Raw genomic sequence first — 20,079 nt, forward strand, 5'->3', positions numbered from 1 at the left:
TATCAACAGCTATTGCTATTGATTAAATTTGGTTGCGGGGGCCGGATTTGAACCGACGACCTTCGGGTTATGAGCCCGACGAGCTACCAAGCTGCTCCACCCCGCGTCCGTATTGTGTCACCGTTTAAAGTACGATGAAGACTTTTAAATTTGGAGCGACACACGAGGTTCGAACTCGTGACCTCAACCTTGGCAAGGTTGCGCTCTACCAACTGAGCTAGTGTCGCATCAACAACGTTTCCGTCGTTCAGGGCTGCGAATTATAAGAGCATTTTTTTGTGATGCAAGTCCTTCATGCAAAAAAAAGGCGTTTTTTTTTCGTTTGATGAAAAAGCACACAGAACTGAATGTTTTATCTTCTAATATCGACTTTTCACCCAGTAACCCGAAGGGAGTTAAGAATAGTTTAAATACTAAAAATCGTTTGGCGATAGTATTTTAGTTCAGCAATAGACTCGCGAATATCATCAAGCGCCAAGTGGCTACCAGATTTCGAAAAACCATCCAAAACTTCAGGTTTCCAGCGACGAGTAAGCTCTTTTAATGTACTTACATCGACATATCTGTAGTGGAAATACTCTTCAAGCTCAGGCATATGCTTGTAGAGGAATCGGCGATCTTGGCCAATGCTGTTGCCACAAATTGGTGATTTACCTTTTGGCACCCACTTTTCAAGAAACTCTATTGTCTGACGAATGGCATCTTGCTCAGTCACTTGGCTAGCTTTTACCCGAGCTACTAGACCACTGCCAGTGTGCGTAGTGGTGCACCACTCATCCATTTTGGCTAATTCTGCATCCGATTGATGAATGGCAAGTACAGGTCCTTCAGCTAAAATGTTCAGCTCGCTATCAGTAACAATGGTTGCGATTTCAATAATTTTATGGGTTTCCGGGTCCAGTCCGGTCATCTCCAGATCCATCCAAATTAAGTTTTGATCGCTAAAGGACATAAATCGTTGCCTATTGGTTTTGTGCTAAAAGAGGTACTATACCCAAATTCCGATCCTCAAGATAGCTGTCAACGAGGATCCACCAAGATGACAAAAGATTTAAGTAGACAACTGTGGCAAAGAAAAAAAAGCTCACCAAAGGTCAAGTAAGACGCGTACGCAGCAACCAAAAGCGTAAGTTGAAAAATGAAGAGTCGATTCAATGGGACGAGTCTATGTTGGGCTCCTCTCAAAAAGGCTTAGTCATAACCCGATTCGGCCAACACGCGGATATCGAAGACATTGACAGTGGAGAAGTCCATCGCTGCAACCTTCGTCGCGGTATTGAATCTCTGGTATCTGGCGACAAGGTGATCTGGCGTGCAGGTTTAGAGTCTATGGACGGTATTTCAGGCGTAGTCGAAGCGGTAGAGCCTCGAACATCGGTACTTACTCGCCCTGATTACTACGACGGTTTGAAACCCGTCGCCGCGAACGTCGATCAGATGATCATTGTCTCTTCCGTACTGCCTGAACTGTCATTGAATATTATTGATCGCTACCTCGTTGCCGCAGAGACGTTAAAAATAGCCCCTTTGATTGTGCTCAATAAAATCGATTTACTTGAAGCACAGCAATTGGCCCAATACAAACAATGGCTAGCTGAGTACGAACGTATCGGCTACAAAGTGCTATTTGTGAGTAAACAGACAGGTGAAGGTGTTGCCGCACTCGAGGCAGAGCTTGGTGATCGCATCAATATCTTCGTTGGTCAATCTGGGGTAGGCAAATCCAGCCTAGTCAATGCACTTATGCCTCAGTTTAATGTCGAGGAAGGAGCTATCTCTGAGAACTCGGGATTAGGTCAACATACAACCACTGCATCACGCTTGTACCACATCCCAACGGGAGGCGATCTGATTGACTCTCCAGGAGTACGCGAGTTCGGCTTATGGCACTTAGAAGCAGAAGAAGTCACTCAGGCTTTTGTTGAATTTCAACCTTACCTAGGTGGGTGTAAGTTTCGCGACTGTAAACACCTAGACGATCCAGGCTGTATTCTCGTTGAAGCTGTGGAAAAAGGTGAAATTAACGAAATTCGTTTTGAAAACTACCACAAAATCTTAGAAAGCATGGGTGAGAATAAAGCCAATCGACAGTATTCTCGTAATAAAAAAGCAGACCTGTGACGTTTTTTCAAACGGTGATACAACCCTTTATACTGACTTTTGGCCGATTTTTGAGTACTATCTCGCGCCCAAAAGTAAACAACATCTAGTTAACATTGGAAATACCACAATGGATAAGATTAAAGTTGGACTGCAGTACTGGATTCCACAGCACGGTCTAACCCGCTTAGTCGGTAAACTGGCTTCAGCAAAAGCTGGCGGTCTAACCACAGCGATCATTCGCTGGTTCATCAAGCAGTACAACGTCAATATGGATGAAGCACTTCATTCTGATCCAACGTACTTTAAGACTTTCAACGAGTTCTTTGTCCGTGAGCTAAAAGAAGGTGCACGCCCAATCGCGGAAGGTGAACAGGTTATCACTCACCCAGCCGATGCATGTGTCAGTCAATTTGGCCCAATTACCGATGGTAAATTGATCCAAGCTAAAGGCCACGACTACACGGCTCAAGAATTACTTGGCGGTGATGCAACCTTGGCTGAAGAATTTGCCGATGGCGAGTTTGCAACTTTGTACTTGTCTCCTCGCGATTACCATCGCGTGCATATGCCATGCGACGGCACGCTACGCCAGATGATTTATGTTCCGGGTGACTTATTCTCTGTTAACCCTTTAACGGCAGAAAATGTACCGAATCTATTTGCTCGTAATGAGCGCGTAGTGTGCATTTTTGACACCGCATTCGGCCCTATGGCCCAAGTGTTAGTGGGGGCAACGATTGTGGGCAGCATCGAGCAAGTGTGGGCTGGCACAGTTACACCACCACGTGGCAATACGGTTTACAAATGGGATTACCCAGCAGAAGGCGATAAAGCGGTTACCCTGAAAAAAGGTGAAGAGATGGGCCGATTCAAGCTTGGTTCAACGGTTATCAACTTGTTTGCCAAAGATGCCATCAGCTTTGACGAGACCATGCAAAATGGCCAAGCGACTGTGATGGGTACTCCGTATGCCCACACGAAAACAGTGGCCCAAGACTAATCGCTATTTTATTCTGAGCAAAGCCCCGAATGTTTCGGGGCTTTTTTTGACCAAAAACAAATCCTTTGCAACATTTTTAACCCACTAGCAAAATTTCAATCTCAGTCTAAGACCCTCATTTGATTATAAATTATCCTAGCAGTCATACTTATGCTGTAAGGTTAATAACTGTATGCCAAAAATCGACCATGGGATCCTAATTAAGCTGCTGATTTGCTTCAGTTTGCCGTTGATGGTCCTATTCATGCCCATCGATGCTATACCGATTGATGATTTAACCCTGATCCAACACCGTCTGTTAGCTATATTCTTACTCGCGGCCTTGTTATGGGTATTAGAACCCGTCCCTGTCTTTGCTACGTCCATCTTGATCATTGCATTAGAGCTAGTGATGATTTCCGACAAAGGGTTGCACTTGTTTCGCAATCCACCAGCAGGTCATGAGCTCGGTGAACTGATGCAATACACCGACATATTTAGCGCCTTTTCATCGCCCATCATCATTCTATTTATGGGTGGTTTTGCGTTAGCAATCGCAGCGTCAAAGTACGAATTGGATAACAACCTTGCTCGAGTACTGCTTAAACCATTCGGTCAACAGCCGAGGTTTATTATGCTCGGTCTTATGTTGATTACCGCTGTGTTCTCTATGTTCATGTCTAACACAGCAACAACGGTCATGATGCTCGCGCTACTTGGTCCAATCGTGGCATCGGCACCAAAAGGGGATCTTGGCATCAAGGCCTTAGTATTATGTATCCCTATCGCGGCCAATACTGGCGGTATAGCCACACCAATAGGCACGCCTCCTAACGCCATCGCGTTGCAGTACTTGACCGGCGAAAACAGTATCGACTTTTTGAGCTGGATGATGATGGGCTTACCCTTCGTCATTGTTCAGTTAACGATCGCTTGGTTTTTACTACAGAAGCTCTTTCCTTCATCCCAAGCAACGATGAAACTGAAATTAGACGGCCAGTTCCAGCGCAACTGGCGCGCGATCGTGGTGTACGTTACCTTTGCGGCAACCATTTTGCTATGGATGACGACAAAGCTGCACGGGATGAACACCTATGTCGTGTCCATCATTCCTTTAGCGGTGTTCACTCTCACTGGCATAATGGGCAAACCTGAGCTTAAGCAGATCAACTGGGATGTACTGTGGCTAGTGGCAGGCGGGATCGCAATTGGTATTGGCTTGGATAAAACGGGCTTAGCCGCGGCACTCGCCCACGCGATTGACTATGAAGCTCTTTCTCCGATCGCCGTCGTCCTAACCCTCTCAATCGTTTGCTGGTTAATGGCTAATTTTATGTCTAACACAGCTACGGCAAACTTATTAATGCCAATTGCGGCTGCGATCGGAGCTTCAATGGAAAGCTTAGCTTCGGTAGGAGGCCTGCAAGGTCTACTGGTTGTTGTCGCTTTTTCAGCCTCATTAGGGATGATACTTCCCGTGTCAACACCACCGAATTCCCTGGCCTACTCGACAGGGCTTATCGAAAGTAAAGATATGGCAAAAACCGGCCTAATCATCGGTCTCATTGGCTTAGCCATCGTCTACTTGGCGACACTACTGCTTACCTAATTCATCTGAGGCTTCTTACCCCCAGGATGTGGGTAAGAAGTCACATTTCCGCTAAAAAGTGATACCAGACGGCATATTCCACTATCTGAATAACAATATGGATCAAAATTATCCATTGGCCTTTTCTATAACATCGACATTAAGCACCGGCCACAGAACAAAGCTTTACGTTTCTACTGCTTGGTAGAAGGTTTATCTAAGCTCCTACCCTACCCAGCATTTATTTCTAGTTTGTTGTCTAATTATTGAAGGAAAGGCAATGAAAAATACCATAAAACTCAAGATACAAATTGCTATCGCAATCATTATTGCCGTGGTGAGCGGCGTCCAAGCTTGGATTTCAGTAAGCCAGCTAAAACAAGAAACCACCTCCGCACTCAATAGCGAAATGGCCAACATCAGCCATGCAACCTCACGCTATATCTCGGACTGGCTCGCGATCCGCAGCGACATGATGCTAGCCAATGAGAAAAACATTCTCGAGACAAACAACGCTGACAGAGAGATGCTCATTACCAAGCGTGCGGGAAACTTTTTGTCGGTGTACGCGGGCTTTGCCGATGGCTCGATAGCTTATGGCGATAAGACCGAAGATTGGCCAGCAGACTATGACCCTCGCTCGCGCCCATGGTACAAAGATGCAATGGCCGCGAGTGGACTCATTATTACCGAGCCTTATCAAGATTTTGATGGCAGCATTGTTATCAGCTTCGCCAAGGCATTTCGAGGCGAACAAAATGGTGTCTTAGCCGCCGACCTTACAGTCACGAACATCATCGATGAAGTCCTCAATGTTAGCCTCGATAATCAAGGCTTTACTTTCTTGGTCGATGGCAACAACAACATCGTTGCCTACCAAGACGAAAAGCTTAGCCAACAACCACTTACTCAACTTAACTCCGTATTGACCCCCAATAAGATCAGTCAACTGATCGATACCGGCTTCATTTCGACTATTGCTTGGCCTGAGCAAGGTGACAAACTCATATTCGTCGCCAACGTACCATCAACCGACTGGTCGTTAGGCATCGTGGTAGATAAAGAGTTAGCCTTTGCCTCCGTGTCTGAGCAAATTCAGTTCACTGCCATTGCCTCCATCATTCTTTACTTAGTCATCGCTTCGATCAGTACCTATGTGGTAACACGTTTACTAAAACCTCTGCAAACCTTGTCGAGCGCACTTTCAGAATTGGCACAAGGACAAGGTGATCTCACCCAGAGAATAGAAATTCGTCGCATGGATGAAATCGGTGAGCTAGCTCAACACGTCAATCAATTTTTAAGTCAAATGCAGTCAATGCTAGCCAGCATCATCACTCATAGTGAGCAGCTCGCGGGCCAAGCAGAGCAAGCGAACCAATTATCCCAACAAGCGTCTCAGCAAGTCGAAACTCAGCAAAATGACGTCAATCAAATCGCCACCGCCATCCACGAGATGTCAGCAACAGCCGCAGAAGTCGCGAGCCACGCAGAATTGACTGCCACGGCATCCCAAGGTTCTGCTTCTGCTTGCCAAGATGGTCAGCTTGTTATCGAAAAAAATCGCAGTGCCATTGTCGATCTTGCCGAGCAAGTCTCTTCAGCTTCCGGGATCATTTCCGAGCTAGAAAACAACACGCAAAGCATCAATCAAATTTTGTCGACCATTCAGGAAATTGCTGAACAAACCAATTTACTGGCACTCAATGCGGCAATTGAGGCAGCCCGTGCGGGAGAACAAGGGCGTGGCTTTGCCGTTGTCGCAGATGAAGTACGGGTGTTGAGCCAACGAACTCATGGTTCAACGGAAGAAATCCGCAATATGATTGAAACGCTGCAAAACAACACCAAACTTGCGGTTACCAGTATGCAGGCGAGTACTTCGTTGGCAGACACTAGCGTCGACTACGCACAACAAGCTTCGCAAAGCCTTCATACGATTACATCTGCCATTAATGAAATTAACGATATGGCATTGCAAATTGCTAGTGCTGCCGAGGAGCAACGGGCTGTGAGTGAAGATATTAGTCGCAATACGCAAGGTATCAAGGATGCGTCAGATATGTTGGCTTCACAGACCATTCAGAGCAGTGAAAGTGCTAACAACATGCGAGATTCAGCAGAAAACATGCGGATGGAGGTCGGACGATTCAAAGTTTAATCACTTTGTTTTGAAACCATTTTCATGCATATTGTCAGCCATTAGTTTTCCCAATTCACAAGGAAATAGTGTTAATGGGCTTCGAATGGCTGGCCTTAGCGGCTGCATTTCTCTGGGCAGTCGCTAGTTTACTCTCGGTTGTACCTGCACAACACCTTGGCACATTTGCTTACAGTCGATGGCGAATGGGGTGCACCTCCGTCATACTTGGCTCAATGGCATGGGTGACGGGAGGCTGGTCCAGTGTAGAAAGCTCTGCGATTGCTGCCATGATGCTTTCTGGGGTTATCGGTATCTTTATCGGTGATACCGCGCTATTCGCCTGCTTAAACCGTATGGGCCCCAGACAAGCCGGCCTGTTATTCTCCTGTCATGCGGTCTTCTCTGCAATCTTAGGCTACTTTCTATTTAGTGAAACCATGACCCATTTAGAGCTACTCGGCTCTATGCTGGTTTTTGCCGGCGTTTTAACCGCGATTTTCTTTGGTCGTAAAGGCCAAAGTGCCAATCAACTCGAAACTGTAAAAGGTAATATTTGGATCGGTGTCGGATTAGGTTTACTGGCTGCATTATGCCAAGCATTAGGCGGGATCATCGCCAAACCGGTAATGCAAACGGCCATCGACCCTGTTGCAGCCTCAGCGATGCGTATGATGACAGCCTTTGCCGCTCACTGCGTATTCTTTTTTACTGGAGCTAAGTTAGCGAGAGCAACTCAACCGATGACGAAAAAGATCTTTGCGATTACCGCGGTCAACGGTTTCTTGGCGATGGCAGTCGGGATGACTCTGATCTTGTACGCCCTTCAAGAGGGAAATGTCGGTATGGTGGCCTTGCTGTCCTCTACCACGCCTATCATGTTATTACCTATACTTTGGGTCTACTCAGGCAAACGCCCTAATCGATTTGCTTGGTTAGGTGCGATTGTTGCCGTAATCGGCACTGGTATTTTGGTTAGCTAACTCCACATTAGCCTATTACAACAATTGGTGAATCCGACTTTCTTTTTCAGTCTTAGTGAAGAGAATAGAGTCATAAAACACACCAAAATTTACACACAGTGATTGCACGCACTGTTAGCAAGGTGAAAGATAACAACACTCTTTCGCAAACAATATTTGATCTTAACCTACAGTTTTGGTTAAAAAGTGTAGTAAAATTACGCTAATTTTGTTTCCAAAGTTACTTTGAAATTTGACGAGGTCATTACTATGTCAGCTAAGAAGCCAATGGCTCTAGTTATTCTTGACGGTTACGGTCACCGTGAAGATACAGCAAGCAACGCGATCGCAAATGCGAAAACTCCTTTTATTGATAGCCTGTTTGCTAACAAACCAAACACTCTAATCTCTGCTTCTGGCATGGATGTTGGCCTACCTGACGGTCAAATGGGTAACTCTGAGGTTGGTCACACAAATATCGGTGCTGGTCGCGTGGTATACCAAGACCTGACTCGCATCACAAAGTCTATCACTGACGGTGAGTTTGCAGAAACACCGGCTCTAGTTGAAGCGATTGACTCAGCAGTTAACGCTGAAAAAGCAGTACACATCATGGGTCTAATGTCTCCAGGTGGCGTACACTCTCACGAAGACCACATCTACGCAGCCGTTGAAATGGCAGCAGCACGTGGCGCTGAGAAAATTTACCTACACTGCTTCCTAGACGGCCGTGACACGCCACCACGCAGCGCAGAAAACTCGCTAAAACGCTTTGACGAGCTATTCGCTAAGCTAGGCAAAGGCCGTGTGGCTTCTCTGGTTGGTCGTTACTACGCTATGGACCGTGACAACAACTGGGATCGTGTTCAAGTTGCATACGATCTTCTTACTCAAGCGAAAGCAGAATTCACTTTCGATTCAGCCGTTGCTGGTCTAGAAGCCGCTTACGCTCGTGAAGAAAACGACGAATTCGTTAAAGCAACAGCGATCAAAGCGGAAGGTCAAGAAGACGCAGCAATCGTTGATGGCGATGCTGTAATCTTCATGAACTACCGTGCTGACCGTGCTCGTCAAATCACTCGTACGTTCGTACCTGCATTTGATGGCTTTGAGCGCGCGGTATTCCCAGCAATCAACTTCGTAATGCTAACTCAGTACGCAGCGGACATCCCACTAGCTATCGCATTCCCACCAGCATCTCTAGAGAACACTTACGGCGAATGGCTATCTAAGCAAGGTCAAACTCAGCTACGTATCTCTGAAACAGAGAAATACGCGCACGTGACTTTCTTCTTCAACGGCGGTGTTGAGAACGAGTTCGAAGGTGAAGAGCGTCAACTTGTTGCTTCTCCAAAAGTAGCCACTTACGATCTTCAACCTGAAATGAGCTCTGCAGAGCTGACTGAGAAGATGGTTGCAGCTATCAAATCTGGTAAGTACGACACCATCATCTGTAACTACCCTAACCCAGATATGGTTGGTCACACTGGCGTTTACGAAGCTGCTGTACAAGCCATTGAAGCAATGGATGAGTGTGTGGCTAAAGTCACGGCGGCTATCGAAGAAGTCGGCGGTCAGATGCTGATTACGGCTGACCACGGTAACGCGGAAATGATGGTCGACCCAGAGACAGGCGGCACGCACACTGCTCACACTAACCTGCCGGTACCACTTGTATACGTTGGTGAAAAAGACGTAGAGTTTAAAGAAGGCGGTAAGCTTTCTGATCTTGCTCCAACAATGCTTTCTCTTGTTGGTCTAGAAATCCCTGCTGAAATGACAGGTGAAGTTCTGGTTAAGTAACCAACCAGAAAGAGTTGAAAAGCCCGAGCATAGCTCGGGCTTTTTATTGATGCGAGTCCGGTTACAAGCAACTTTTTACATTCCCCTTTCGTATACCGAAATTGTTTGGGTATACTGGCTTTCTCTCAAAGACTTAGCTCGTATAGGAACCATGCCTGTGACTCAACCAAGGAAAATTTTAGCGTACAAGACTCTCTGCGCGCTTGGGTTAATCCTTATCACTTGTTCACTTCCTGTTACTTATGCGGCATCCAATACAGAGCTCAAAGGTGTCAGCAGCGAAATCTCTCGCCAAAAGCAGTCTCTGACCTCGCAAAAGAAAAAACTCGACGAGCTACAGAAGTCTCTACGTAATCAAGAAACCAATATTACGCGCTTAGAAAAAGAGATTAAGCAAACCAAAGCATCCTTAGCGCAGACTAATCGCAACATCGACAATTTACATAAAAAAATCAAAGCTCTTGACGAAAAAAAGCAAGCACAAAGCGATAAGCTGGCCGAGCTAATCCAAACCTACTACGTGACCCAGCGTGCAAAATCCTCTTCTAACCTATTAAATCAAGGCGTAGAAGAGGATCGTATGAGTCAGTATTTCCAGTATCTAGCCAAGCAAAGAGCAGCCACCATCAAAGAGCTAGAAACCACTGTCGAACAACTGGAGCTGAGTGAAAAACAGCTCAAGTCAGAACAAGCGCAAATTAATGAACTGCTCAATCAGCAAACCCAAAAACGCGACAAGCTAGCAAAAACCCAGTCTCAGCGTAAAGGTACCGTCTCAAAGATTCGCAAGAGTATCTCCAACGACAAGGTGTACCTATCAGAGCTGCAACGCAACGAAACTCGCCTAAAGGCAGAAATTGCCAAAGCTGCGAAACGCAATGCCGTGCCGATGAATGGAATAGCTCGCCAAAAAGGCAAACTGCCTTGGCCGCTTAAAGGGCGTGTATTACATAACTACGGCAGTAAGCAAACGGGTCAGCTCAGCTGGAAAGGCATGGTCATTAACGCCAACTATGGTCAATCCGTTAAAGCCGTTTACTCAGGCACTGTTGTGTTTGCCGATTACCTACGCGGTTACGGCTTAGTTGTCCTGCTCGACCACGGTAAAGGCGACATGACCCTTTATGGATTTAACCAAAGCCTACTCAAAAAAGAGGGAGACAAAGTCTCATCCGGAGAAACCATTGCGCTCGCTGGCGACACCGGAGGCCAGTCTAGACCTTCACTCTACTTTGAGATCCGCCGTAACAGCAAAACTCAGAACCCTAAGAGTTGGCTAAAACGCTAGTCCGCATTGACACTCAATCGGACAGGTGTAAAAGCCTGTTCGAGCAAGCTAACTTATCTAAAGCTGCGACGAATCGTAATACTCTTCAACGGCTTGAATAAACCTAGCCAGCTCAGATTGGGTTAGCGAGTTTATTCCTGCTGCTGCCGCACGTCCGCCCCCTGTTGCAAACATCGAGCAAATATCTCCTGCTCCTTGTTTATTGTTGAGAGGGGCTCGTAAAGAGACGGTGTAGTTACCGTCTTGGTTGCGCGTTAGGACGGCATGTGCAGAGTCTGGAGTTTGATTCGCGAGTAAGTTGCCATAGACACCACTAATTCGCCGTGACGCAGCCTCATCAGGCAGCTCAAAGACGCTTAGCCGCTGACTTTGATAGTAGGGTTTGACCGATAAAGCGGTGGCAATGTCTTGCTGATAAGCCGTCTGCAAAGTGTAATAAGGGGAGTCTGGATCAGCAATGACTGCAAAAGGATCATCGTAGGCCAAAAGAGCATGGAACAGCTCCGCTGGTGTATAGTGCAGATCACTGATATCCGTGCCGTAACCATTGTAGTTAATCAGTGTGCCTAGCTCTTTTAGCTGAGCTTGCTCACTCTTACTCAGACCTACTTTATCGGCAAGCTCATCCGCCCTAGCGATTAGGTTATCACCATAGGCCGCTGTAATAGCCCAGTTATGATATTGACCTCCCAATAACTGATCGACGATTAACGCAGTACAGATATTAGCATCCAAGTTAATGTGCGCATTCAGGTCGTTATGTTCTGGAATAGCTCCTGATTTGTGATGGTCAGCATAGAACACGCGTGCTCCCGAGGAGAGTAATCTCTCCAGGCTGGTTTTGTTTTTCTCCATCGAGATATCTAAGACGGTGACGGTATCCCCAGGCCTCACATTGAGGCTCTCGAGTAGCTCGATATCCCGCTTAACGCCAGTCACGAGCGTTGACTCCTTCGGTTCAGCCAGTCTCAGCTGCAATAACGCGATGATACCGTCAGCATCACCATTAAAAACATCATAGTGCATAAAACAAAACCCATTAGACTATCTCTCAATACTCTAATGGGTTAATAAAATTGGAACAATTTTAATTAGTTATAAGATAGGTTGCTTTACCAAGAGTCGCTAAGCGTGCAAAGCTTTCACCCCATCTTCAAGTAACTGTAGCTGCTCAAGACCTGATTCAGTGGCTTTAGGCTTCACAACCGAAATCATCTGCAGCATCCCTTGATGGATCACCTGCTCGGTGATTTGAGTCTTCGGCGACATGGCGGCTTGGTAGCCCAGCCAACTCGATGCGATAAGGTGCAGCGTCGTCACTAATGGTTTCATCTCATTTTCTTCTACCTGCAACAGCTCTAACCCGACAAACGAGCGCATAATGTTGATTAAGTTCGTCTGCAGCTTCTCTTGAACTTGAATATATTCATCATGCAACTGCTCATCACGCTGCAAGATTTCAGGTAGGTTTGCGTAGAAAAAACGGTATTTCCACATCAAGTTAAAGATTGAATCAAGGTAATGCTTGAGCATGACTAAACTCTCTTGCTGCCCCTGAATTGGAGTGAAGCGCTCTAGTAGCTCATTCGAGTACAAGGCGAAGATTTCACGAACGATCTCTTGCTTGTTACGGAAGTGGTAATAAAGGTTGCCCGGACTGATGTCGATATGTGCCGCGATATGGTTGGTCGTGATATTGCGCTCACCGTGTTGATTAAATAGCTCCAATGCAGCAAGCACTATCTTGTCGCGTGTCTTCATTATTTTTCCGTACCCTTTTCTATTACTTAATCAAAGTATAACGGCTAGTGTAACCTATAACAAAAAAGCGCCTGGTCATATCAGGCGCTTTCAATACATTACTTAGTTATTTGTGGTATGGCTTGGAAAGCTCATGGACCGCTTCGACAAACACACCCGCATTTTCTGGCGGAACATCCAGATGAATACCGTGGCCAAGGTTGAACACATGACCAGTACCAGCATCACCAAAGCCTTCAAGGATGGTTGCTACCTCTTCACGGATACGCTCTGGCGACGCATACAACATAGATGGATCCATATTGCCTTGCAGGGCAACTTTATCGCCAACACGCTTCACAGCGTCCTGAATGTTGATCGTCCAATCTAGACCTACCGCATCACACCCAGTTGCTGCGATTTGCTCTAGCCACATACCACCATTCTTAGTGAATAGGGTTACTGGAACACGACGACCATCGTTTTCACGGATCAGACCGTTCACGATTTTGTGCATGTATTGCAATGAGAACAGGTTGTAGTCACGTGGTGTAAGCACCCCACCCCAAGTATCAAACACCATAACGGATTGAGCACCCGCTTTAATCTGCGCATTTAAGTACTCGATAACACTGTCTGCTAGCTTATCCAGTAGCAGGTGTAGCGTTTGTGGCTCTGCGTACATCATCTTTTTGATCTTAGTAAACGCTTTCGAGCTACCACCTTCAACCATGTAAGTTGCTAGTGTCCACGGGCTACCAGAGAAACCAATCAGTGGCACTTCGCCATTCAGATCTTTACGGATCTGACGTACAGCATTCATCACATACTGCAACTCGCCTTCTGGATCTGGGATACCGATTTTTTCAACGTCCGCTTTGCAGGTGATTGGCTTATCAAATACTGGACCTTCACCCGCCGCAAAACGTAGCTCAAGACCCATTGCGTCTGGGATAGTTAGAATATCAGAGAATAGAATCGCAGCATCTAGAGGAAAACGACGTAGAGGCTGTAGAGTCACCTCTGACGCGAGCTCAGCGTTTTTACACAGTGACATGAAATCACCGGCTTCAGCACGCGTAGCTTTGTATTCTGGAAGGTATCGACCTGCCTGACGCATCATCCATACTGGAGTGTAATCTACTGGCTCTTTCAGCAGGGCACGCAGGTAACGATCATTTTTTAATTCAGTCATTCCGTTTTTCCGATTCTTTAGACTCACTTTTTGTGAGCGCTATTCTAACACTGTTTGACTCGCAAAAGCTGTGTGCTTTGCAACCTAGATCAAGTTATTAACTATAAAATCAGTGCTTAATTTGCACCCAATAGGTAAGGGTGTTAAAAATTTGTTTGCTAGCGAAAACTACAATTATAAACTGGACATGTAAGTGTTCAGCATCTCATAACGACATCTTACTTACCCCCTCCTTCTCGGAGGGTTTTTTTTGTCTATTTTTCAATATCATAACGATTTAATCGTTTCAATTGTCTCGGAGATTAACGCTCGAGCAATGGTCCCTTCTGGTGCGACAGGAGGCATGTTATCGATGTTAAACCAGCGGGCATCCGTTAGCTCGCTATAGTCAGGTTTCAGCTCCCCAGAATCATAATCCGCCAGAAACCCCATCATCATACTCGAAGGGAACGCCCACGGTTGACTGCCAAAGTAGCGAATATTGTTCACATTGATGCCCGTTTCTTCTTTAACTTCACGCGCAACACACTGCTCTAACGTTTCTCCAACTTCTAAAAATCCTGCTATCACAGTGTACATACCATTGCGATGCCGTGGGTGCTGAGCTAATAAGATCTGCTCTTCCTTACGAACGGCAACAATAATGCATGGGAAAATACGTGGATAATGCAAGGTACGGCAATCGCCACATTGCATCGCTAACTGATTGTGATTGAGACGATTACGACCACCACATTGCGGACAAAATCGTAATGTCTGGCTCATATGACCATATTGGACAGCCTTACTCACCAGTAAAAAAAGCGCTTGTGGGAAATGCAGGCAATCACGCAGAGATGAAAGCGTTAACTCGGCCACGATATCTGCGTCATTAATCCACATTACCGGAAGATTCTCATAACGGCCGATTTCAATGGCATCGTCTAGCGGCAGTTCAAAATCTAAGTCTTTCGAACGAGGTAACGCGCCTTCAACTAGCCAAAGATCACTACCTGACACGATACACCAGTAAGCATCTCTCATACGGTTTATGTCACTTTTATTTAACATTGCCCTTCCTCATCACTTGCAGTTCGATCATTTTACTGGCAATCTAATTTCATACCAGAGTTTGTAGTGAGACAATTTTCTGGCTATAAATTCTAGTAAGGACAAGAGGTTGTATCTCTAGAACAGCTTTGTTAAAACAAAGCATAATGATCACCGGAGTGTGATCCGATCATGAGGGCATGGTCATGCTAAATAAATTCAAACAAACACAAGAACAATGGGGTGGCTCTAGTGAAGTCATTGACCATTGGTTAGAGACTCGACAGTCGCTTATTGTTGAATATTGTCAGTTGGGCTCCCTTCAGCCAGCAAATGGACACGCTAACGTCGTCGAACTCCCTTCACCAAAACAAATTAGCTCTTTTTGCAATCACGTTGTTGATTACATTTCCGAAGGTCATTTTAAAATTTACGACATGGTCATGGAAAAATGGCAAGCGACGGGCTTTAAAACTAATAATGAAATCGATGCGACTTACGCCAAGATTGTCCTGACCACAGAACCGCTGCTTGAATTTAATGACAAGTACGTCACGGTTAGCGCGGACGATGAACTACCAAACTTTGAAGCAGATTTATCCTCTGTTGGGGAACTGTTAGAGATGCGCTTTGAGGTGGAAGACAGTTTGATTCAACTTATTGCTGACAGTTTAGCAATACCCCCAGGCGCATAAGCTAGAAATAAGAATGAAGAGGGTTGGCGTAAGTAAGTCGACCCTTTTTAGTATTCTTCTTAGCAGAGTAAAGTAAGAAGCGAGCTCTCATACCCATAGGGAGCAAACCCTAGCTCATTAGATCTGGGTTTCCACTTTCCTCGCAACTCACCCACTCGACTTGAAAATTCGCTTAGCCCTCTCCTGTTTTAGTGAGTAAACGCTCTCAAAGACACTATCTAAACCAAAAACAAAAAAGGCACCCGAGGGTGCCTTTTGTCATTTCTTAGCGAGTGATTACTCTTCTGCTGAGAAACCAGCGTTTAGCAATGCTGCAAGGTTGTCAGTCGCTTGTTCAGCTGAAGGACCTTCTTGCTCTTCTGCACGCTTAGCTTGACGATCTTGGTGGTAAGCGAAACCTGTACCTGCTGGAATTAGACGACCAACAATTACGTTTTCTTTCAGACCACGTAGTTCATCACGCTTACCAGAAACCGCTGCTTCTGTTAGTACGCGAGTTGTCTCCTGGAACGATGCCGCAGAGATGAACGACTCAGTCGCTAGAGATGCCTTAGTGATACCTAGTAGTTCACGTTCAAAGCGAGCTGGCTCTTTGCCTTCTGCTTCTAGCATGCGGTTAGCGATCTTAACGTTCGCGTATTCAACCTGTTCACCAGCTAGGAACTCAGAGTCACCTGCATGTGTGATTGTACACTTACGTAGCATTTGACGAACGATAGTCTCAATGTGCTTATCGTTAATCTTAACGCCTTGTAGACGGTATACTTCTTGAACTTCGTTCGCGATGTATTCAGTTACAGCGTGTACGCCACGTAGACGTAGAATGTCATGTGGAGACTCAGGACCGTCTGCGATTACATCACCACGTTCAACTTTCTCACCTTCGAACACGTTAAGCTGACGATGCTTAGGAATCATCTCTTCATAAGTGTCACCACCATCACGAGTGATCACTAGACGACGCTTACCTTTCGTCTCTTTACCGAAGCTCACAGTACCTGTGTGCTCAGCAAGAATCGCAGGCTCTTTCGGCTTACGTGCTTCGAATAGATCCGCTACGCGTGGAAGACCACCGGTGATATCTTTGTTACCGCCAGACTTCTGAGGAATACGTGAAAGCGTGTCACCCACACCAACTTCTGCGCCATCTTCGATGTTAACAATCGCTTTACCAGGTAGGAAGTAGTGAGCTGGCATATCAGTACCAGGGATCATTACATCGTTACCCGCTGCATCAACAAGTTTGATAGCTGGACGCATATCTTTACCTGCTGCTGGGCGCGCTGCTGCGTCAGTTACTTCGCTTGAAGATAGACCTGTTAGGTCATCAGTTTGACGAGAAACTGTTACGCCATCGATCATGTCTACGAACTGGATGCGACCTGCCACTTCAGTGATGATTGGCATAGTGTGCGCTTCCCAGTTTGCCACTGTATCACCAGCTTCAACGGCATCGTTGTCGCCTTTAGACAGTAGAGAACCGTATGGAAGTTTGTGCTTCTCTTTAGTACGACCGAACTCATCAATGATGGTTAGTTCAGATGCACGAGAAGTGATGACAAGCTTACCGTCTTTGTTCGTAACGAACTTAGCGTTGTGTAGCTTAACCGTACCTGTTGTCTTAGCTTGGATGCTGTTCTCTGCTGCTGCAGTAGATGCCGCACCACCGATGTGGAACGTACGCATTGTAAGCTGTGTACCCGGCTCACCGATAGACTGAGCAGCGATAACGCCCACTGCTTCACCTTGGTTCACTAGGTGACCACGTGCTAGGTCACGACCGTAACACTGTGCACAACAACCGAAGTCAGTATCACAAGTTACGACAGAGCGTACCTTGATGCTGTCTACTGAGTTCTCTTCCATGATCTGACACCACTTCTCATCGATAAGAGTGTTACGTGGGATCAGAACATCTTCAGAACCTGGCTTAAGTACGTCTTCAGCAAGTACACGACCTAGAGCAAGCTCAGTTAGTGCAACTTTAACATCACCACCCTCAATGTGAGGCATCATGTGAACACCTTCGTGAGTGCCACAGTCATGTTCAGTTACAACAACGTCTTGAGCAACGTCTACTAGACGACGAGTTAGGTAACCCGAGTTCGCTGTTTTCAGTGCTGTATCCGCAAGACCCTTACGAGCACCGTGCGTTGAGATAAAGTACTGAAGTACGTTTAGACCTTCTTTAAAGTTCGCGGTGATCGGCGTTTCGATGATTGAACCATCTGGACGTGCCATCAGACCACGCATACCTGCTAGCTGACGAATCTGAGCTGCAGAACCACGAGCGCCCGAGTCAGCCATCATGTAGATGCTGTTGAATGACTCTTGCTGCTCTTCATCACCGTCGCGGTTAACAACAGTTTCTGAAGATAGGTTCTCCATCATCGCTTTCGCTACGCGATCGTTGGTTGATGCCCAAATATCGATCACTTTGTTGTAGCGCTCACCCGCAGTTACAAGACCAGATTGGTACTGTTCTTGAATTTCGCGAACTTCTGCTTCCGCTTCTTCGATCTCAGTGTACTTAGCTGCTGGAACAACCATATCGTCGATACCAACAGATACACCAGAAAGTGCCGCGTAAGCGAAACCTGTGTACATGATTTGGTCAGCGAAGATTACTGTGTCTTTAAGACCTAGCTTACGGTACGCCTCGTTAAGTAGGTTAGAGATTTGCTTCTTACCTAGCTTTTGGTTAACGATGCTGTACGGAAGACCAGCTGGCACGATTTGCCATAGCATTGCACGACCGATAGTTGTATCAACTAGCTTAGTCTCTGTTGTGCTGTTGCCATCTTCGTCTTTAACAGTCTCAGTGATACGAACTTTAACGCGAGCGTGTAGCTCAGCCGTCTTAGTGCGGTATGCCTTTTCAGCCTCAGCTGGGCTAGCAAGGTACATACCTTCGCCTTTCACGTTGATCTTGTCACGAGTCATGTAGTAAAGACCCAATACAACGTCCTGAGAAGGTACGATGATCGGATCACCTGATGCTGGCGACAGAATGTTGTTTGTCGACATCATCAGAGTACGAGCTTCAAGCTGTGCCTCTAGAGTTAGAGGTACGTGAACCGCCATTTGGTCACCATCGAAGTCCGCGTTGTATGCCGCACACACTAGTGGGTGTAGCTGAATCGCTTTACCTTCGATTAGTACTGGTTCGAACGCCTGGATACCTAGACGGTGAAGTGTAGGTGCACGGTTCAATAGTACTGGGTGTTCGCGGATAACTTCGTCTAGGATATCCCAAACAACCGCTTCTTCACGCTCTACCATTTTCTTAGCAGCTTTGATTGTCGTCGCTAGGCCACGAGTTTCTAGCTTGCTGTAGATGAATGGTTTGAATAGCTCAAGTGCCATCTTCTTAGGAAGACCACACTGATGTAGACGAAGGTAAGGACCTACTGTGATTACAGAACGGCCTGAGTAGTCTACACGCTTACCTAGAAGGTTCTGACGGAAACGACCTTGCTTACCCTTGATCATATCAGCAAGAGATTTAAGAGGACGCTTGTTAGAACCCGTGATCGCACGACCGCGACGACCGTTATCTAGAAGTGCATCAACAGACTCTTGCAGCATACGCTTTTCGTTACGTACGATGATGTCCGGAGCAGCTAGCTCTAGAAGACGCTTCAAACGGTTGTTACGGTTGATGACGCGACGGTATAGGTCGTTCAGATCAGAAGTCGCGAAACGACCGCCGTCTAGTGGTACTAGAGGACGTAGATCTGGCGGAAGTACCGGAAGCACAGTCAGGATCATCCACTCTGGGTTGTTACCAGATTGAACGAACGCTTCAACAAGCTTCAGACGCTTAGTGATTTTCTTACGCTTAGTCTCTGAATTAGTAGACTGAAGCTCTTCACGCATTTCTTCGATTTCAGCAGGAAGATCCATAGACGCAAGTAGGTCTTTGATCGCTTCCGCACCCATCTTAGCCGTGAACTCATCACCCCACTCTTCTAGACGATCCAGATACTCTTCTTCAGTTAGCATCTGAGATTTTTCTAGATCCGTCATACCCGGTTCAGTTACTACGTACATTTCGAAGTAAAGAACACGTTCGATATCACGTAGAGGGATATCCATTAGTAGACCGATACGAGACGGCAGTGATTTTAGGAACCAGATGTGAGCTACTGGTGATGCAAGCTCGATGTGGCCCATGCGGTCACGACGAACTTTAGTTTGTGTAACTTCAACGCCACACTTCTCACAGATAACACCACGGTGTTTCAGACGCTTGTACTTGCCACAAAGACATTCGTAGTCTTTTACTGGACCAAAGATACGCGCACAGAACAGACCATCACGCTCAGGCTTGAACGTACGATAGTTGATCGTTTCAGGTTTTTTAACTTCACCGAAAGACCATGAACGGATCATGTCTGGTGAAGAAAGACCGATTTTGATTGCATCAAATTCTTCAGTCTTATGCTGCGCTTTTAGAAAGTTTAATAAGTCTTTCACAATCAGCTCCTGTAAGGAGTTAAAAGGGGCTCACCCGCAAAAGTGAGCACCTTCTACCAAATAATCGCTTTTCTCAAT

14 protein-coding genes and 2 tRNA genes are annotated in these 20,079 nt (G+C 46.2%); 8 read left to right on the forward strand and 8 right to left on the reverse strand.

What is annotated here, in order from left to right; all coding sequences use genetic code 11:
• Window positions 1–29: 29 nt before the first annotated feature.
• The 3 genes from RH45_RS14020 to orn all read right to left on the reverse strand — a co-directional run bounded on the left by RH45_RS14020 (window position 30) and on the right by orn (window position 952).
• Window positions 30–106 (reverse strand) — tRNA-Met (locus RH45_RS14020).
• A 45-nt stretch (window positions 107–151) separates the two neighbouring features.
• A tRNA-Gly gene (locus tag RH45_RS14025) sits at window positions 152–227 on the reverse strand.
• Between the two features lie 179 nt (window positions 228–406).
• Complete coding sequence (orn, locus tag RH45_RS14030) at window positions 407–952, reverse strand: oligoribonuclease (protein ID WP_008078212.1); 546 nt, start codon at window positions 950–952, stop codon at window positions 407–409.
• Between the two features lie 113 nt (window positions 953–1,065).
• Between orn and rsgA the strand changes: the two genes are divergently transcribed.
• The 7 genes from rsgA (at window position 1,066) to RH45_RS14065 (ending at window position 10,863) form a co-directional block, all read left to right on the forward strand.
• A complete protein-coding gene (gene rsgA, locus RH45_RS14035; RefSeq protein ID WP_008078213.1) occupies window positions 1,066–2,121 on the forward strand; it encodes a small ribosomal subunit biogenesis GTPase RsgA in 1,056 nt (351 codons plus the stop codon).
• 109 nt (window positions 2,122–2,230) lie between these two features.
• On the forward strand, window positions 2,231–3,103 hold the full coding sequence (asd, locus tag RH45_RS14040) for an archaetidylserine decarboxylase (RefSeq protein WP_008078214.1): 873 nt from the start codon (window positions 2,231–2,233) through the stop codon (window positions 3,101–3,103).
• Between the two features lie 172 nt (window positions 3,104–3,275).
• Window positions 3,276–4,691: an SLC13 family permease gene (locus tag RH45_RS14045; RefSeq protein WP_008078215.1), complete on the forward strand. Its 1,416-nt coding sequence runs from the start codon at window positions 3,276–3,278 to the stop codon at window positions 4,689–4,691.
• 259 nt (window positions 4,692–4,950) lie between these two features.
• Window positions 4,951–6,831, forward strand: a complete 1,881-nt coding sequence (locus RH45_RS14050; protein WP_008078216.1) for a methyl-accepting chemotaxis protein — start codon at window positions 4,951–4,953, stop codon at window positions 6,829–6,831.
• A 74-nt stretch (window positions 6,832–6,905) separates the two neighbouring features.
• Entirely contained in the window at window positions 6,906–7,793 is an 888-nt protein-coding gene (locus RH45_RS14055) for a DMT family transporter (RefSeq protein WP_008078217.1), read from the forward strand.
• Window positions 7,794–8,042: 249 nt separating this feature from the next.
• Complete coding sequence (gpmM, locus tag RH45_RS14060; protein ID WP_008078218.1) at window positions 8,043–9,575, forward strand: 2,3-bisphosphoglycerate-independent phosphoglycerate mutase; 1,533 nt, start codon at window positions 8,043–8,045, stop codon at window positions 9,573–9,575.
• A 151-nt stretch (window positions 9,576–9,726) separates the two neighbouring features.
• The gene (locus RH45_RS14065; RefSeq protein WP_008078219.1) at window positions 9,727–10,863 is read left to right on the forward strand and encodes a murein hydrolase activator EnvC family protein; all 1,137 of its coding nucleotides are present in this window, start codon (window positions 9,727–9,729) and stop codon (window positions 10,861–10,863) included.
• Between the two features lie 57 nt (window positions 10,864–10,920).
• Here the strand turns inward: RH45_RS14065 and RH45_RS14070 are convergent, their stop codons facing one another.
• The 4 genes from RH45_RS14070 to nudC form a co-directional block, all read right to left on the reverse strand.
• Entirely contained in the window at window positions 10,921–11,889 is a 969-nt protein-coding gene (locus RH45_RS14070) for a DHHA1 domain-containing protein (protein ID WP_008078220.1), read from the reverse strand.
• 99 nt (window positions 11,890–11,988) lie between these two features.
• Entirely contained in the window at window positions 11,989–12,624 is a 636-nt protein-coding gene (locus RH45_RS14075) for a TetR/AcrR family transcriptional regulator (protein ID WP_008078222.1), read from the reverse strand.
• A 106-nt stretch (window positions 12,625–12,730) separates the two neighbouring features.
• Window positions 12,731–13,798 carry a uroporphyrinogen decarboxylase gene (gene hemE, locus RH45_RS14080; RefSeq protein WP_008078224.1) on the reverse strand — a complete coding sequence of 356 codons (1,068 nt, stop codon included), beginning with the start codon at window positions 13,796–13,798 and terminating at the stop codon, window positions 12,731–12,733.
• Window positions 13,799–14,065: 267 nt separating this feature from the next.
• Window positions 14,066–14,848: an NAD(+) diphosphatase gene (gene nudC / locus RH45_RS14085; RefSeq protein WP_008078225.1), complete on the reverse strand. Its 783-nt coding sequence runs from the start codon at window positions 14,846–14,848 to the stop codon at window positions 14,066–14,068.
• A 179-nt stretch (window positions 14,849–15,027) separates the two neighbouring features.
• Between nudC and RH45_RS14090 the strand changes: the two genes are divergently transcribed.
• Window positions 15,028–15,522 carry an Rsd/AlgQ family anti-sigma factor gene (locus RH45_RS14090; protein ID WP_008078226.1) on the forward strand — a complete coding sequence of 165 codons (495 nt, stop codon included), beginning with the start codon at window positions 15,028–15,030 and terminating at the stop codon, window positions 15,520–15,522.
• Window positions 15,523–15,798: 276 nt separating this feature from the next.
• Here the strand turns inward: RH45_RS14090 and rpoC are convergent, their stop codons facing one another.
• On the reverse strand, window positions 15,799–20,001 hold the full coding sequence (gene rpoC / locus RH45_RS14095; RefSeq protein WP_008078227.1) for a DNA-directed RNA polymerase subunit beta': 4,203 nt from the start codon (window positions 19,999–20,001) through the stop codon (window positions 15,799–15,801).
• Window positions 20,002–20,079 lie beyond the last annotated feature (78 nt).

The sequence above is a fragment of the Vibrio sinaloensis DSM 21326 genome, from assembly GCF_000189275.1.
Classification (GTDB): Bacteria; Pseudomonadota; Gammaproteobacteria; order Enterobacterales; family Vibrionaceae; genus Vibrio; species Vibrio sinaloensis.

Bases quoted from the DNA above. Each gene is read 5' to 3' on its own strand.
- orn (WP_008078212.1), bottom strand. From the start codon at position 952: ATGTCCTTTAGCGATCAAAACTTAATTTGGATGGATCTGGAGATGACC.
- asd (WP_008078214.1), top strand. From the start codon at position 2,231: ATGGATAAGATTAAAGTTGGACTGCAGTACTGGATTCCACAGCACGGT.
- RH45_RS14045 (WP_008078215.1), top strand. From the start codon at position 3,276: ATGCCAAAAATCGACCATGGGATCCTAATTAAGCTGCTGATTTGCTTC.
- RH45_RS14050 (WP_008078216.1), top strand. From the start codon at position 4,951: ATGAAAAATACCATAAAACTCAAGATACAAATTGCTATCGCAATCATT.
- RH45_RS14055 (WP_008078217.1), top strand. From the start codon at position 6,906: ATGGGCTTCGAATGGCTGGCCTTAGCGGCTGCATTTCTCTGGGCAGTC.
- gpmM (WP_008078218.1), top strand. From the start codon at position 8,043: ATGTCAGCTAAGAAGCCAATGGCTCTAGTTATTCTTGACGGTTACGGT.
- RH45_RS14065 (WP_008078219.1), top strand. From the start codon at position 9,727: ATGCCTGTGACTCAACCAAGGAAAATTTTAGCGTACAAGACTCTCTGC.
- RH45_RS14070 (WP_008078220.1), bottom strand. From the start codon at position 11,889: ATGCACTATGATGTTTTTAATGGTGATGCTGACGGTATCATCGCGTTA.
- RH45_RS14075 (WP_008078222.1), bottom strand. From the start codon at position 12,624: ATGAAGACACGCGACAAGATAGTGCTTGCTGCATTGGAGCTATTTAAT.
- hemE (WP_008078224.1), bottom strand. From the start codon at position 13,798: ATGACTGAATTAAAAAATGATCGTTACCTGCGTGCCCTGCTGAAAGAG.
- nudC (WP_008078225.1), bottom strand. From the start codon at position 14,848: ATGTTAAATAAAAGTGACATAAACCGTATGAGAGATGCTTACTGGTGT.
- RH45_RS14090 (WP_008078226.1), top strand. From the start codon at position 15,028: ATGGTCATGCTAAATAAATTCAAACAAACACAAGAACAATGGGGTGGC.